Below are 14,350 nucleotides of genomic sequence, written 5' to 3'. Positions count from 1 at the left end.
CGGACGCCCCGCCGCTGCTGTTCGTCGCCGGCGATCCGGGCATTCTCGAACGACCGCAACTGGCCATGGTCGGCAGCCGGCGGGCGTCGAAGCCAGGCCTGGATACCGCCCATGCCTTCGCCCGCAGCCTGGCCGGCGGCGGTTTCGTCATCACCAGCGGCCTGGCCCTGGGTATCGACGGCGCCGCGCACCAGGGCGCGCTGGATGCGGGCGGCGCGACGGTGGCGGTACTCGGCACCGGTCTGCAGTGTCTGTACCCGGCGCGGCATCAGCGCCTGGCGGCGCAGATCGCAGAGCAGGGCGGCGCGCTGGTCTCCGAGCTGCCGCCGGACTGCCCGCCGCAGGCGAGCAACTTCCCGCGGCGCAACCGCATCATCAGCGGTCTGTCGCTGGGTGTGCTGGTGGTCGAGGCCAGCCCGTCCAGCGGTTCGCTGATCACCGCGCGCCTGGCCGCCGAACAGGGGCGTGAGGTCTATGCCATTCCCGGTTCCATCCACCATCCCGGGGCGCGCGGCTGTCATCAGTTGATCCGCGACGGCGCGACGCTGGTGGAAAGCATTGAGCATATTCTCGAGGCCCTGCGCGGTTGGCAGGCGCCCGGGCCGAGCCCTGCTCCAGAGGGGGCCGTGCATCCCCTGCTGGAGTTGCTGCATGCCGCGCCGCAGAGCAGCGAGGCGCTGGTGCAGGCCAGTGGCTGGGCGCTGAGCGAGGTGCTGGCGGCGCTGACCGAACTGGAGCTGGATGGACGGGTGTGCAGCGAGGCGGGACGCTGGCTGGCGCGCAAGCCATAGCCCGGATGCATCCGGGCTACAGTCGCATGGCCGACTTGGATAGACTGCCGGCCATTGATTCAGCGGGAGACAGTCGATGGCCGGCAACTGGCAAGTGCAGCAAGCGGCGCGCGTGGTGCGCGAGGGTGGTGTGATCGCCTATCCCACCGAGGCGGTCTGGGGCCTGGGCTGCGATCCGTGGAACGAAGAGGCGGTGGATCGCCTGCTGGCGCTCAAGGAACGGCCGATGCACAAGGGCCTGATCCTGGTGGCCGAGGATATCGAGCAGTTCGACTTCCTCCTGCAGGACCTGCCGGCGATCTGGCAGGAGCGCCTGGCCGGTAGCTGGCCGGGGCCCAACACCTGGCTGGTGCCGCACCAGGAGCGCCTGCCCGAATGGATCAGCGGCCAGCACGACACCGTCGCCCTGCGCGTCAGCGACCATCCGCTGGTGCGCGCGCTGTGCCGCCATACCGGGCCGCTGGTGTCCACCTCGGCCAACCCGGCCGGGCGCCCGGCGGCGCGCTCGCGTCTGCGCGTCGAGCAGTATTTTCCGCGTCAGCTGGACAAGGTGCTCGGCGGCGCCCTGGGCGGGCGCAAGAATCCCAGCCTGATCCGCGACCTGCGCACGGGCGATGTGATTCGCCCGTCCTGATTGCGTAGCCCGGGTTGCATCCGGGCTAAGGTTTCACGGCAGCAAAATGGTCGAGCCGGTGGTCTGCCGGGCGCTCAGCGCGTCCTGGGCGGCGGCGGCGTCCTTCAGCGCATAGCGGTTGCTGATCTCCACCTGCAGCTGGCCGCTTTCGATCATGGCGAACAGCTCGTCGGCCATGGCCTGCAGGCGCTGCGGCGTATCGGCGTAGCCGGCCAGGGTCGGCCGGGTGACGTACAGCGAGCCCTTCTGCGCCAGGATGCCGAGGTTGACCCCGCTGACCGCGCCAGAGGCATTGCCGAAGCTGACCAGCAGGCCGCGCGGCGCCACGCAGTCCAGGGAGGTTTCCCAGGTGTCCTTGCCGACGCCGTCGTAGACCACCGGGCACTTGGCACCGTCGGTCAGTTCCAGCACGCGCTGCACCACATTCTCGTGGCTGTAGTCGATGGTCGCCCAGGCGCCCTGCTCTTTCGCCCGCGCCGCCTTCTCGGCCGAACTCACAGTGCCGATCAGCCTGACCCCCAACGCCCGCGCCCACTGACAGGCGAAGGAGCCGACGCCGCCGGCCGCGGCATGGAACAGGATGGTCTCGCCGCCCTTGAGCGGGTAGGTCTGACGCAGCAGGTACTGCACGGTCAGGCCCTTGAGCATCACCGCGGCGGCCTGCTCGAAGCCGATGCCGTCCGGCAGCTTGACCAGCTTGTCCGCCGGCAGCACATGCAGCTCGCTGTAGGCGCCGAGCGGGCCGGTGGCGTAGGCCACGCGGTCGCCGACGGCGAAGCCGCTGACCTCGCTGCCCACCGCCTCGACCACCCCGGCGCCCTCGGTGCCCAGGCCGGAGGGCAGCGCCGGCGGCGCATAGAGGCCGCTGCGGAAATAGGTGTCGATGAAATTCAGGCCGATGGCGCGGTTGGCCACCCGCACTTCGCGCGGGCCGGGGGCGGCCGGCTGGTAGTCGCGGTACTCCAGCACCTCGCTGCCGCCGTGCTGGCTGAACTGGATACGCTTGGCCATTTCGGATTCCTTCTCTGATCGAGCCGCCGAGAGGCGGCGAAAGGGTCTATCCAAACGCCCCGATCGACCGCCGTCAACTGCGAAGGCGCGCCCGTGAGTGCTATGCTGCCCGCCGATTTCGATTCGCTCCCGCTCAAGGTGCCGCCGTGACTGACCGTACCGAGGCCGTGAAGGCCTACCTGCTCGACCTGCAAGACCGCATCTGTGCCACCCTCGAGGCCGAAGACGGCCAGGCCCGGTTCGCCGAGGACGCCTGGCAGCGGCCGGCCGGCGGCGGCGGGCGCACGCGGGTGATCGAGAACGGTGCGCTGATCGAGAAGGGCGGGGTCAACTTCTCCCACGTGTTCGGCGACAGCCTGCCGCCCTCGGCCAGCGCCCATCGTCCGGAGCTGGCCGGGCGCGGTTTCCAGGCCCTCGGCGTGTCGCTGGTGATCCACCCGGAAAACCCCCATGTGCCCACCTCCCACGCCAACGTGCGCTTCTTCAGCGCGGAGAAGGAGGGCGAGGAGCCGGTCTGGTGGTTCGGCGGCGGCTTCGACCTGACCCCCTACTACGCCAACGAAGACGACTGCGTGCACTGGCACCAGGTGGCCCATGACGCCTGCGCACCGTTCGGCGCCGAGGTCTACCCCAGGTTCAAGGCCTGGTGCGACCGCTACTTCCACCTCAAGCACCGCGGCGAGCCGCGCGGCATCGGCGGGCTGTTCTTCGACGACCTCAACCAGTGGGACTTCGACACCAGCTTCGCCTTCATGCGCGCCATCGGCGATGCCTACCTGGCGGCCTACCTGCCCATCGTCCAACGCCGCAAGCTGACCCCCTTCGGCGAGCGCGAGCGCGAGTTCCAGGCCTTCCGCCGCGGCCGTTACGTCGAGTTCAACCTGGTGTTCGACCGCGGCACCCTGTTCGGCCTGCAGTCCGGCGGGCGCACCGAGTCGATCCTCATGTCGCTGCCGCCGATGGTACGTTGGGGCTACGACTGGAAGCCCGAGCCGGGTAGCGAAGAAGCGCGCCTGACCGAGTATTTTCTGACCGATCGCGATTGGCTCTCGAAGCTGTCGTGAACGCGTAGCCCGGATGTAATCCGGGGCAATGTACCGACCGCCCCCGGATTTCATCCGGGCTACGGACTGGCGCCTACACAAACAGGATTTCTCATGGACCGCTACTGCGTCTTCGGCAACCCCATCGGCCACAGCAAGTCGCCGCTGATCCACCGCCTGTTCGCCGAGCAGACCGGCCAGCAGCTCAGCTACGAGGCGCTGCTGGCGCCGCTGGACGACTTCGCCGGCTGCGCCCGCGCCTTCTTCGCCGAGGGCCTGGGCGGCAACGTCACCGTGCCGTTCAAGGAAGAGGCCTTCCGCCTCGCCGACCAGCTGAGCGAACGCGCCCGCCGTGCCGGTGCGGTGAACACCCTGAAGAAGCTGGAAGACGGCCGCCTGCTCGGCGACAACACCGACGGCGCCGGGCTGACCCGCGACCTGCAGGACAACGCCGGTTTCAGCCTGACCGGCAAGCGCATCCTCGTGCTCGGTGCCGGCGGCGCCGTGCGTGGCGTGCTCGAGCCCTTCCTGGCGCAGCGCCCGGCGGTGCTGGTGATCGCCAACCGCACGGTGAGCAAGGCCGAGCAGCTGGTGCGCGAGTTCGCCGATCTCGGCCCGCTGGTCGCTGCCGGCTTCGACTGGCTCGACGCGCCGGTGGACCTGATCGTCAACGGCACCTCGGCCAGCCTCGGCGGCGAGCTGCCGCCGATCGCGCCGAGCCTGATCCAGGCGGGGCACACCGTCTGCTACGACATGATGTACGCCAAGGAACCCACCGCCTTCAACCGCTGGGCCTTTGATCAGGGCGCGGCGCGCTGCCTGGACGGCCTGGGCATGCTGGTCGAGCAGGCCGCCGAAGCCTTCGAACTGTGGCGCGGCGTGCGCCCGGACACCGCGCCGGTGCTGGCCGAACTGCGCCGCCAGCTGGCGGGCTGAAGCCCTCGGAGGCCGTGATGAACGACGACGCGCTGCCGCGGATCAAGGGCTACCACGCCCATGTCTACTTCGACGCCGCCAGCCTGGAGCAGGCCCGCGCGCTATGCGAGGAGGCCGCGCGGCGTTTCCCGCTGAAGATGGGCCGGCTGCATGAGCGCCCGGTCGGCCCGCACCCGGACTGGAGCTGCCAGCTGGCCTTTCGCCCCGAGCTGTTCGGCGAACTGCTGCCCTGGCTGCTGCAGCATCGCGGCGGGCTCAACGTGCTGGTGCATCCGATCACCGGCGATGAGCTGCGCGACCACCGCGACTGGGCGCTGTGGCTGGGTCAGTCGCGCCCGCTGGATCTGAGCGTGCTCGACGCCGACCCAGACTGAACCCTTGCCCCGCGGCTTGCGCCGCCGGTTGGCGCATCGGTAGCGCGCTGATCGGGCTTTGCGTTGCTGCATCGGCCAGCGCGTTGGTTGGCGCGTAGGTTGGCGCTGAGCGCAGCGAAGCCCAACAGGGAGCACGCCGAGCTCCGCCCGACTGACCTCCCGCCACCCCGCCAATCCGCCGCTCATACACCCCTGTTGGGCTTCGTCGCAGGCTCCTCAACCCAACCTACGGAGCGCGGTCATTCCTCGAACTGCACCGGGCAGCGTTCGGCGCCTTCCAGCTTGAGGATCTCCTCCACCACCTGCGGCCGCGCCTGGCGCAGCACCAGGCTGCGTTGCAGGGCCTGCAGGCGGCGCGCCTCCTGGTGCAGCATCTCCACCCCGGCGTAGTCGATGAAGTTGATATGCCGGGCGTCGATCACCAGGCGTTGGCCGCGACTGCGTTGCAGCAGCTGCTGGAGGTAGTGGCAGGCGCCGAAGAAGATCGAGCCGTCGATGCGCAGCACCTCGTCGTCGCCGTCGTGCCACAGGCGCACGCGCGGCTGCGAGGTGCGCTTGAGGTAGAAGAACAGCGAGGCCAGTACCCCGGCGTAGATCGCCGTCTGCAGCTCCAGCAGCAGGGTCGCCGCCAGGGTCAGCAGCATCACCGCGAACTCGGCGCGGCTGACCCGGCGCAGCGCGCGAATCGCCGCCAGGTCGACCAGGCCCCAGCAGATCAGCAGGATGCCGGCGGCCATCACCGGCAGCGGGATATGTGCCAGCAGCGCGGCGCCGAACAGGGCGAACAGCGCCACCAGCAGCGCCGAGAACACCCCGGCCAGTGGCGTGCGCGCGCCGGCCTGCAGGTTCAGCGCCGAGCGGGTGAAGGAGCCGGCCGACAGCGAGCCGGCGAACCAGGGCCCGAGCATGTTCGACAGGCCCTGGGCGCGCACCTCCTGGTTGGCGTCGAGGAACTGCTGGGATTTCACCGCCAGGGCGCGGGCGATGGACAGGCTGGTGACCAGGCCGAGCATGCCGCAGGCCACCGCCGCCGGCAGCAGCTGTAGCAGGCTGTTGAGGTCGAACTGCAGCGGCGTGAAGGGCGGCAGGCCGCCCTCGAAGGCGCTGACCAGGGCAATCTCGCCGACCAGCCGCGGCGGCAGCAGCCACACCAGCACGCTGCCGGCGACCAGGCCGAGCAGCAGCGCCGGCGCCTTCGGCCACAGCCGGCGTATGCCCAGGCTGAACAGCAACGTGCCGGCCGCCACGGCCAGGCTCGGCCAGTGCGCGTCGCCTAGGTGCTGGCCGATCTGCAGCAGGCTGGCCAGGGCGGTGGCCTGGCTGGCCACTTCCACGCCGAGCAGGTTGGGCAACTGGCCGATGGCGATCACCAGCGCCGCGCCGAGGGTGAAGCCGAGCACCACCGACTGCGAGACGAAGTTGACCAGCGCGCCGAAGCGCAGCAGGCCGAGCAGCCACTGGAACAGCCCGGCGAGAAAGGTCAGCAGCAGCACCAGGGCGATGAACCGCTCGCTGCCCACCGCGGCCATGGGGCTGACGCTGGTGAACAGGACGATGGAGATGGCCGCCGTCGGCCCGCAGATCAGGTGCCAGGACGAGCCCCACAGGCAGGCGACGATCACCGGCACTATGGCCGCGTACAGGCCGTATTCGGCCGGCAGCCCGGCGATCAGCGCATAGGCCAGCGACTGCGGCAGGGCCAGCACTGCGCCGCTCAGGCCCACCAGCAGATCGTTGCCGAGGGTCTTGCGGCTGATGCCGGGCAGCCAGCGCAGGAAGGGCAGCAGGGTCTGGAGGTCGGGTAGCGGCATCGAGATCAGGCTCGGCAGGGTGGGCAGGCTGGCCCCACCCTACGCAATTGCCCCGGCTATTTCAAAGCCGCGCCTTGACCGCGGCCAGGCCGTCGCCGCCGTCGCGGGTGGTGACGCCGTCCAGCCAGGCGTCGAGCACCTGCGGGTTGGCCTGCAGCCAGTCCTTGATCGCGGCGTCGTTGCTGGCCTGCTTGCTGAGCACCCGATCCATGATGCTGTTCTCCATCTCCTGGGTGAATTTGAGGTTGCTCAGCAGCTTGCCGGCATTGGGGCACTGCTGGGCATAGCCCTTGCGCGCCAGGGTGTTGACCTGGCCGCTGGCGCCGAAATACTTCTCGCCGCCGCGCAGGTAGTTCATGTCGTACTGCACGTTCATCGGGTGCGGCGTCCAGCCGAGGAACACCACGAACTGCTCGCGTTTCACCGCGCGGCCGACCTGCACCAGCATCGCCTGTTCGCTGGACTCCACCAGCGTCCAGTCGCCCAGGCCGAACTCGTCGGCGGCGATCATCTGCCTGATCGACTCGTTGGCCGGCGAGCCGGAGGCGATGCCGTAGAGCTTCCTGTCGAACTTGTCGGCATGCTTGTCCAGATCGGCGAAGGTCTTCACCCCGGCCTCATAGGCGTAGGTCGGCACGGCCAGGGTGTACTCGGTGCCGTCGAGGTTCTGCGCCAGCTGGTCCACTTCGCCGCTGGCGACGAACTTGTCGTAGTTGCTCTGCTGCGCCGGCATCCAGTTGCCGAGAAAGACATCGATCTGGCCCTTCTGCAGCCCGGCGTAGATGATCGGCACCGCCAGGGTCTGGCTCTGCGTCTGATAGCCGAGGCCCTCGAGGAGGAAGCTGGCGATGCCGTTGGTCACGGCGATATCGCTCCAGCCCGGATCGCCCAGCTTGACCTTGGCGCAGCTGGCGTCCTCGGCCCAGGCGCTGCCGGCGCTGCTCAGCAGTCCGGTCAGTAACAGCACGCTGATTCGGTTCATCACGTCTCTCCTTCTTCTGGTTAGGGGCGGCAGTGCTTCAAACCTGGGGATAACGGGCGCGACGCTCCAGATCGTCGAGGTCGATATGGTTGCGCATGTACTGCTGGCTGGCGTCGACCCAGGGCTGGTGGTCCCAGCTGGTCAGCTTGCCCTGGCTCAGCGCCTCGGCCACCAGGCGCCGGCGGCGCTGGCTGGCCAGGGTGGCGGCGTGGATCGCCGGGATATCCCAGCGCGCCCGCGCCTCGGCGAGGAACTCGGCCAGCACGCCCTGGTGATCCGCCGAGTCGGCCAGGTTTTCGCGTTCCTGCGGATCGCGGGCCAGGTCGAACAGCAGCAGCGGATCCTGCTCCGAGTAGACGAATTTCCACGGCCCGCGACGGATCATCATCAACGGGCTGGTGGTGCCTTCGGCCATGTATTCGCCGAGCACCTCGTCGTGACCGCCCTCGCCCCGCAGGTGGGGCAGCAGCGAGCGGCCGTCCAGCGCCAGGCCGGCGTCCACTTGGCCGCCGGCCAGCTCCACCAGGGTCGGCAGCAGGTCGAGGGTGGAAACCGACTGGCTGATCCGGCGCGCGGCGAAGCGTTGCGGCGCATGCACCAGCAGCGGCACGCGGGCGGCCATCTCGAACCAGTGCATCTTGTACCAGAGGCCGCGCTCGCCGAGCATGTCGCCGTGGTCGCCGGAGAACACCACGATGGTGTCCTCGGCCAAGCCGCATTCTTCCAGGGTCTTCAGCAGCTTGCCGATGTTGTCGTCGATATAGCTGCAGGCGCCGAAGTAGGCGCGGCGCGCGTCGCGGATCTTGTCCGCCGGCAGCGGCTGGTCCCACAGGTCGATGACCTTGAGCAGACGCTGCGAGTGCGGGTCCTGCTCGGCCTGCTCGAGGTGCTGGCGCGGCAGGGGAATGTCCACGCCTTCGTAGCGCTCCCAGTATTCGCGCGGGATGGTATAGGGGTCGTGCGGGTGGGTCATCGACACGGTCAGGCAGAACGGCTGCTGCGGCGTCAGGCGCACGTGGTCGTAGAGGTACTGGCGAGCCTTGAACACCACCTCCTCGTCGAAATCCAGCTGGTTGCTGCGCACGCAGGGGCCGGCCTGCAGCACCGAGGACATGTTGTGGTACCAGCTGGCGCGCACCTCCGGTTCGTCCCAGTTCACCGCCCAGCCGTAGTCGGCCGGGTAGATGTCGCTGGTCAGGCGTTCCTCGTAGCCGTGCAGCTGGTCGGGGCCGCAGAAGTGCATCTTGCCCGACAGCGCGGTGCGGTAGCCGAGGCGGCGCAGGTAGTGGGCGTAGGTCGGCACGTCGGCGGGAAAGTCGGCGGCGTTGTCGTAGGCGCCGATCCGCGACGGCAGCCGGCCGCTGACCAGGCTGAAGCGCGACGGCGCGCACAGCGGGCTGTTGCAGTAGGCCGAGTCGAATACCACGGCGCGTTCGGCCAGCTTCATCAGGTGGGGCATCTGCACCGGCGAGGCGGCATCGTGCAGCGGCAGGATCGGCGCGGCCATCTGGTCGGCCATGATGAAGAGGATATTGGGGCGGCTCATGGCGGCGGCTATTCCATACTGTGGGTTTATGCGACAGTGCGGGCTTCATGATTCCGCTAGAACGGCGACGGGGTAAACCCGCCTCAAAGACATGACTCGGATAACTTCAGCTTATGCATAAAGCACTCGACGGCGTGGCCCTGGAGGCGCTGCGGGTGTTCGAGTCGGCGGCGCGCCAGCTCAGCTTCACCGCCGCCGCCAGCGAGCTGGGCAGCAGCCAGCCGGCCATCAGCCAGCAGATCAAGCGCCTCGAGCAGCAGTTGGCCACGCGCCTGTTCGACCGGGTCTACCGCGGCATCGTCCTCACCGAGGCCGGCGAGCTGCTGCTCGGCCACGTGCAGGAGGGGCTGGCCAGCCTCGACGCGGGCCTCGCCGCGGTCACCGCGCGGCAGCAGCACGAGGTGCTGCAGGTGGCCACCGACTTCGCCTTCGCCGCCTACTGGCTGATGCCGCGGCTGCAGCGCTTCAACCGCCTGTACCCGGAGGTGGACGTCAGCCTGATCACCAGCGAGCGCGACCCGGCCAGCGTGCCCAGCGATATCGACGTGGCCATCCGCTTCGGCGACGGCCGCTTCAAGCACGGTGAGGCGCACCTGCTGTTTCGCGAGGAGGTGTTCCCGGTGTGCAGCCCGCGCCTGCTTGGCGCGCGCCAGCCGCCGCTGTCGGCGTCGGTGCTGGCCGAGTTGCCGCTGCTGCACCTGCGCCCCGAGCACCGCTCGCGCTGGTTCGACTGGGACGGGCTGTTCCGCGCCCTGGGCATAGCCGCCGTGCCGACCCCCGGGGCGCTGCGCTTCGACAACTACACATTGCTGATCCAGGCTGCCATCGCCGGCCAGGGCGTGGCCATCGGCTGGCGCCACCTGGTCGACGAGCTGCTGACCCAGGGCCTGCTCTGTCGCCTGGGCGAGGCCGAGGCGCAGTCGGCGCTGGGCTACTACCTGGTGCTGCCCGAGCGCAAACGCCGTCAGCGCCTGACCGCGCGTTTCGTCGACTGGCTGCAGGCCGAGCTGGAGTTGCCGGCACAAAGCCTCTGAGCGAGCCATACTGCAAGAGCGTGCGGCGAGTCCCTATACTGGGCGCCGCCCGAGGGTTCGTCCTCAGGCCCCTCTACTCAACCGGTGAAGTGAACCGTGAAACTCCGTCATTCGATTTTGGCCCTGCTGCTGTGCGGCGGCCTTGCAGTTTCGAACCTTGAGGCCGCCCCGGCCAAGCCCCAGCAGGAACTGGCCGCCGGCAGCGCGCTGCTGGTCGACCTGAAGACCGGCCAGGAACTCTATGCCAGCAACCCCGACCTGCGTCTGCCGGTGGCTTCGGTGACCAAGCTGATGACCGCCATGGTGGTGCTCGACGCCAAGCTGCCGCTGGATCAGGTGTTGCCCATCACCATCCGCGACACCAAGGAAATGCAGGGCGTCTACTCGCGGGTGCGCATCGGCAGCGAGGTCAGCCGCCGCGACATGCTGCACCTGGCCCTGATGTCCTCGGAAAACCGTGCCGCCGCCAGCCTCGCCCACCACTATCCGGGCGGCCACGCGGCCTTCGTCGCGGCGATGAACGCCAAGGCCAAGGCGCTGGGCATGCACAGCAGCCGCTTCGTCGAACCCACCGGCATGTCCGAGCACAACGTCGCCACCGCCCGCGACCTGGCGCTGATGCTCAAGGCGGCGCAGCAGTACCCGCTGATCGGCCAGTTCAGCACCGACTCCGAGGCCACCGTGAGCTTCCGCAAGCCCGCCTACAGCCTGGGCTTTCGCAACACCAACGCGCTGGTGCGCAAGGCCGACTGGGACATCGACCTGAGCAAGACCGGCTTCACCAACGCCGCCGGCCGCTGCCTGGTGATGCTCACCTCGATCAACCATCGCCCGGTGGCCTTCGTCGTGCTCGGCGCCTTCGGCAAGTACACCCATATGGCCGACGCCAACCGCCTCAAGCGCTGGATGGAAACCGGCAAGGTCACCCCGGTGCCGGCCGCGGCGCTGAGCTACAAGCGGCAGAAGCTGGCGGAGTGGAACCTGCAGGCCGGGCAGTGAAGGAAGGGCGACTCGATGAGTCGCCCTTTTTCGTTGACCTCTGGATAGGTCGATCCGGCGTCCCTTACCTGTAGCTGGCGCCGCGCGCCGGGTAGGTTGCGCCGCGCACCCCGGCCATTCATCACCGGCGGCAGCTAGCCGTGGCTGCCCAGCCGCTCGCTGAGGAAATCCAGGAAGCAGGTGATGCGCGAGGCCAGCGCGGTGTTGCGGTAGTACACCGCATTGATCGGCTGGCGCACCTCGACCCGCTGCTCGGCCAGCACCTCGACCAGATCGCCCCTGGCCCGATCGGCGTCGGTCATAAAGTCCGACAGGCACACCAGGCCCTCGCCGGCCAGCGCCAGTTCGCGCAGCGTGTCGCCGCTGGAGGCGCGGATGCTCGGGGTGATGCGCCAGCGCTCGCCCTGGGCGTGGCGCAGCGGCCAGTCGTTGAGCCCGTCCGGCTCGGTGAAGCCGATCAGGCTGTGCCCGCTCAGCGCCTCGACGCTGTCCGGCGTGCCGTGGCGCGCGAGATACCCGGGGCTGGCCAGCACCCGTCGCCAGCTATGGCACAGCGGCCGGGCGTGCAGGCTGGAATCGGGCAGCGCACCGATGCGGATGGCCAGGTCGGTGCGCCGCTCCAGCAGGTCGATGATGCGGTCGTCGCTGTGCAGTTCCAGCTCGATCTGCGGGTAGCGCGCGCGAAACTCGCCGATCAGCGGGACTATCACGTGCAGCATAAAGGGCGAGGCGGTGTTGACCCGCAGCCGTCCGGCCGGCGCCTGGCGGCGCAGCGCCATCTGCTCCTCGGCGTCTTCGACGCTGGCGAGGATGCGCCGCGCCTGGGCGAGGAACAGCTCGCCCTCCTCGGTCAGCTCCAGGCGCCGGGTGGTGCGGCGCAGCAGGGTGACGGCGAGCTTTTCCTCCAGGCGGCTCAGCGCGCGGCTCACCCCGGAGGCGGTCTGTTCCAGCTGCGCGGCGGCGGCGCTGATCGAACCGCTGTCGACCACGCGGACGAAGGCGAGCATTTCTTCCAGGCTGGTTTTCATTGTTGATCTTCAGGCAAAGGTCTTTGCTGGGTTATCGGCTTTTTCCGCATGAGTCTGGCTCGGATACTGCGCGCCATCAACCTCATTGCGGAGCCATTCCATGCCCATTGCCCTGCTCGCGCTGGCCCTCAGCGCCTTCGCCATCGGCACGACCGAGTTCGTCATCGTCGGCCTGTTACCTACCATCGCCGCCGATCTGGGGGTCGATCTGCCCTCGGCCGGCCTGCTGGTCAGCCTCTACGCCCTCGGCGTGGCGGTCGGCGCGCCGCTGCTTACCGCGCTGACCGGCAAGCTGCCGCGCAAGGCACTGCTGCTCGGCCTGATGCTGCTGTTCAGCGCCGGCAACCTGCTGGCCTGGCAGGCGCCGGGCTACGAGTCGCTGATCGTCGCGCGCATCGTCACTGGCCTGGCCCACGGCGTGTTCTTTTCCATCGGCTCGACCATCGCCACCAGCCTGGTGTCCAAGGAAAAGGCCGCCAGTGCCATCGCCACCATGTTCACCGGGCTGACCGTGGCGCTGGTCACCGGCGTGCCGCTGGGTACCTTTATCGGCCAGCATTTCGGCTGGCGCGAGACCTTCCTGGCGGTGTCCGCCCTCGGCGTGATCGCCTTCGTCGGCAGCCTGCTGTATATCCCTCGCGGTATCGCTCATACCCCGCCTGCCTCGCTGCTGACCCAACTGGCCGTGCTCAAGCAGCCGCGCCTGCTGCTGGTGTATGCCATGACCGCCCTCGGCTACGGCGGCACCTTCACCGCCTTTACCTTTCTCGCGCCGATCCTGCAGGAGCTCAGCGGCTTCAGCGCCGGTGCGGTGAGCCTGGTGCTGCTGGTCTATGGCGTGTCGGTTGCCGTGGGCAACGTCTGGGGTGGCAAGCTGGCCGACCAGCGCGGGCCGATTGCGGCGCTGAAGCTGATCTTCGCCCTGCTCGCCGGTGTGCTGCTGCTGCTCGGCCTCACCGCCGGCAATTCCTGGCTGGCCCTGGGCACCGTGTTGCTGTGGGGCGCCGTGGCCTTCGGCAACGTGCCGGGACTGCAACTTTACGTGGTGCGGCAGGCCGAACATTTCAGCCCGCAGGCGGTGGATGTGGCCTCGGGCCTGAATATCGCCGCCTTCAACCTGGGCATCGCCGGCGGCGCCTGGCTCGGCGGGCATATCGTCGCCCAGCTCGGCCTGATCCACACCGCCTGGATCGGCGCGCTGGTGGTGCTCGGCGCGCTGGCGCTGACCGCCTGGAGCGGTCGTCTGGACAGCCGCAACCCGGCGCGGCGTGAGGCGGGCACTGCCCGCTCCGGCCTGGTGGTCGGTCACTGATTCCGTCAATCAAGGAGATTGCGCATGAAATTCATCCCTGCCTTCGGCCTCGGCACCTTCCGTCTCAAGGACCGGGTCGCCATCGATTCGGTACGCACGGGGCTGGAACTGGGCTATCGGCATATCGACACGGCGCAGATTTATGGCAACGAAGCGGAGGTCGGCCAGGCCATCGCCGCCAGCGGCGTGGCGCGCGACGAGCTGTTCGTCACCACCAAGATCTGGACCGAGAACCTCGGCAGCGGCCGGGTGATCGCCAGCCTGCGGGAGAGCCTGCAGCGCCTGGGGCTGGAGCGGGTCGACCTGGCGCTGATCCACTGGCCGTCGCCGGGCGACGAGATCCCCGTGACGCAGTACCTGGGCGAACTGCTGCAGGCCAAGCGCCTGGGACTGACTGCGGCCATCGGCGTGTCCAACTTCACCATCGCCCATCTGCGCCAGGCCATCGATGCGGTGGGGGCGGACGAGATCGCCACCCACCAGGTGGAGATTCACCCGCTGCTGCAGAATCGCAGGCTGGTCGACTTCACCCGCCAGCAAGGCATTCACCTGACCGCCTATATGCCGCTGGCCTACGGCAAGGTGCTGGCCGAGCCGGCGATCCAGCGCATCGCCGCCGCCCATGGCGCCAGCCCGGCGCAGGTGGCGCTGGCCTGGTCGCTGCAGCAGGGCCATGCGGTGATCCCCTCCTCGACCAGGCGCGAGAATCTGGCCGCCAACCTGGCTGCGGCCGAGCTGCGCCTGAGCGCCGAGGACATGGCCGCCATCGCCGGCCTGGAGCGCGGCGAGCGGGTGGCCAACCCGGGGTTCGCGCCGCGCTGGGACTGAGCCCCCCCACCCGCAGTAGGC

14 protein-coding genes are annotated in these 14,350 nt (G+C 69.0%); 9 read left to right on the top strand and 5 right to left on the bottom strand.

Annotation, left to right across the window (positions count from 1 at the left end):
• Positions 1-791: DNA-processing protein DprA (dprA, locus tag N878_RS24930; protein ID WP_021446191.1), on the top strand; the 791-nt coding region annotated here is incomplete at its 5' end.
• Between the two features lie 76 nt (positions 792-867).
• Positions 868-1,425, top strand: coding sequence for an L-threonylcarbamoyladenylate synthase (locus tag N878_RS24925; protein WP_021446190.1), 558 nt, complete (start codon positions 868-870; stop codon positions 1,423-1,425).
• 33 nt (positions 1,426-1,458) lie between these two features.
• On the opposite strand, the gene N878_RS24920 is transcribed toward N878_RS24925, so the two are convergent.
• Complete coding sequence (locus N878_RS24920; protein ID WP_021446189.1) at positions 1,459-2,436, bottom strand: NADPH:quinone reductase; 978 nt, start codon at positions 2,434-2,436, stop codon at positions 1,459-1,461.
• A gap of 146 nt (positions 2,437-2,582) precedes the next feature.
• On the opposite strand from N878_RS24920, the gene hemF reads away from it, so the two are divergent.
• From hemF to N878_RS24905, 3 genes are all read left to right on the top strand, one after another.
• Entirely contained in the window at positions 2,583-3,500 is a 918-nt protein-coding gene (hemF, locus tag N878_RS24915; protein ID WP_021446188.1) for an oxygen-dependent coproporphyrinogen oxidase, read from the top strand.
• Positions 3,501-3,593: 93 nt separating this feature from the next.
• Positions 3,594-4,415 carry a shikimate dehydrogenase gene (gene aroE / locus N878_RS24910; protein ID WP_021446187.1) on the top strand — a complete coding sequence of 274 codons (822 nt, stop codon included), beginning with the start codon at positions 3,594-3,596 and terminating at the stop codon, positions 4,413-4,415.
• 17 nt (positions 4,416-4,432) lie between these two features.
• On the top strand, positions 4,433-4,789 hold the full coding sequence (locus N878_RS24905; protein WP_021446186.1) for a DOPA 4,5-dioxygenase family protein: 357 nt from the start codon (positions 4,433-4,435) through the stop codon (positions 4,787-4,789).
• Between the two features lie 239 nt (positions 4,790-5,028).
• Here the strand turns inward: N878_RS24905 and N878_RS24900 are convergent, their stop codons facing one another.
• The 3 genes from N878_RS24900 to betC all read right to left on the bottom strand — a co-directional run bounded on the left by N878_RS24900 (position 5,029) and on the right by betC (position 9,128).
• Entirely contained in the window at positions 5,029-6,600 is a 1,572-nt protein-coding gene (locus N878_RS24900; protein ID WP_021446185.1) for a SulP family inorganic anion transporter, read from the bottom strand.
• Positions 6,601-6,661: 61 nt separating this feature from the next.
• Positions 6,662-7,582 carry a choline ABC transporter substrate-binding protein gene (locus N878_RS24895; RefSeq protein ID WP_021446184.1) on the bottom strand — a complete coding sequence of 307 codons (921 nt, stop codon included), beginning with the start codon at positions 7,580-7,582 and terminating at the stop codon, positions 6,662-6,664.
• Between the two features lie 37 nt (positions 7,583-7,619).
• Complete coding sequence (betC, locus tag N878_RS24890) at positions 7,620-9,128, bottom strand: choline-sulfatase (RefSeq protein ID WP_021446183.1); 1,509 nt, start codon at positions 9,126-9,128, stop codon at positions 7,620-7,622.
• 113 nt (positions 9,129-9,241) lie between these two features.
• Between betC and N878_RS24885 the strand changes: the two genes are divergently transcribed.
• Together N878_RS24885 and pbpG are read left to right on the top strand one after the other, a co-directional pair.
• On the top strand, positions 9,242-10,162 hold the full coding sequence (locus N878_RS24885) for a LysR family transcriptional regulator (protein ID WP_021446182.1): 921 nt from the start codon (positions 9,242-9,244) through the stop codon (positions 10,160-10,162).
• A gap of 96 nt (positions 10,163-10,258) precedes the next feature.
• Positions 10,259-11,161: a D-alanyl-D-alanine endopeptidase gene (gene pbpG / locus N878_RS24880; RefSeq protein WP_031304122.1), complete on the top strand. Its 903-nt coding sequence runs from the start codon at positions 10,259-10,261 to the stop codon at positions 11,159-11,161.
• A 134-nt stretch (positions 11,162-11,295) separates the two neighbouring features.
• On the opposite strand, the gene N878_RS24875 is transcribed toward pbpG, so the two are convergent.
• The gene (locus N878_RS24875; protein WP_021446180.1) at positions 11,296-12,189 is read right to left on the bottom strand and encodes a LysR substrate-binding domain-containing protein; all 894 of its coding nucleotides are present in this window, start codon (positions 12,187-12,189) and stop codon (positions 11,296-11,298) included.
• Between the two features lie 100 nt (positions 12,190-12,289).
• Between N878_RS24875 and N878_RS24870 the strand changes: the two genes are divergently transcribed.
• Positions 12,290-13,501 (top strand): MFS transporter, encoded by a 1,212-nt coding sequence (locus tag N878_RS24870; RefSeq protein ID WP_021446179.1) that lies wholly within the window; start codon positions 12,290-12,292, stop codon positions 13,499-13,501.
• 24 nt (positions 13,502-13,525) lie between these two features.
• The gene (dkgB, locus tag N878_RS24865; RefSeq protein ID WP_021446178.1) at positions 13,526-14,329 is read left to right on the top strand and encodes a 2,5-didehydrogluconate reductase DkgB; all 804 of its coding nucleotides are present in this window, start codon (positions 13,526-13,528) and stop codon (positions 14,327-14,329) included.
• The last annotated feature ends 21 nt before the right edge of the window (positions 14,330-14,350 follow it).

The sequence above is a fragment of the Pseudomonas sp. EGD-AK9 genome, from assembly GCF_000465935.2.
Classification (GTDB): Bacteria; Pseudomonadota; Gammaproteobacteria; order Pseudomonadales; family Pseudomonadaceae; genus Aquipseudomonas.
The sequence above is the reverse complement of the archived record's forward strand: the minus strand, read 5'-3'. Positions and strand labels throughout refer to the sequence as shown.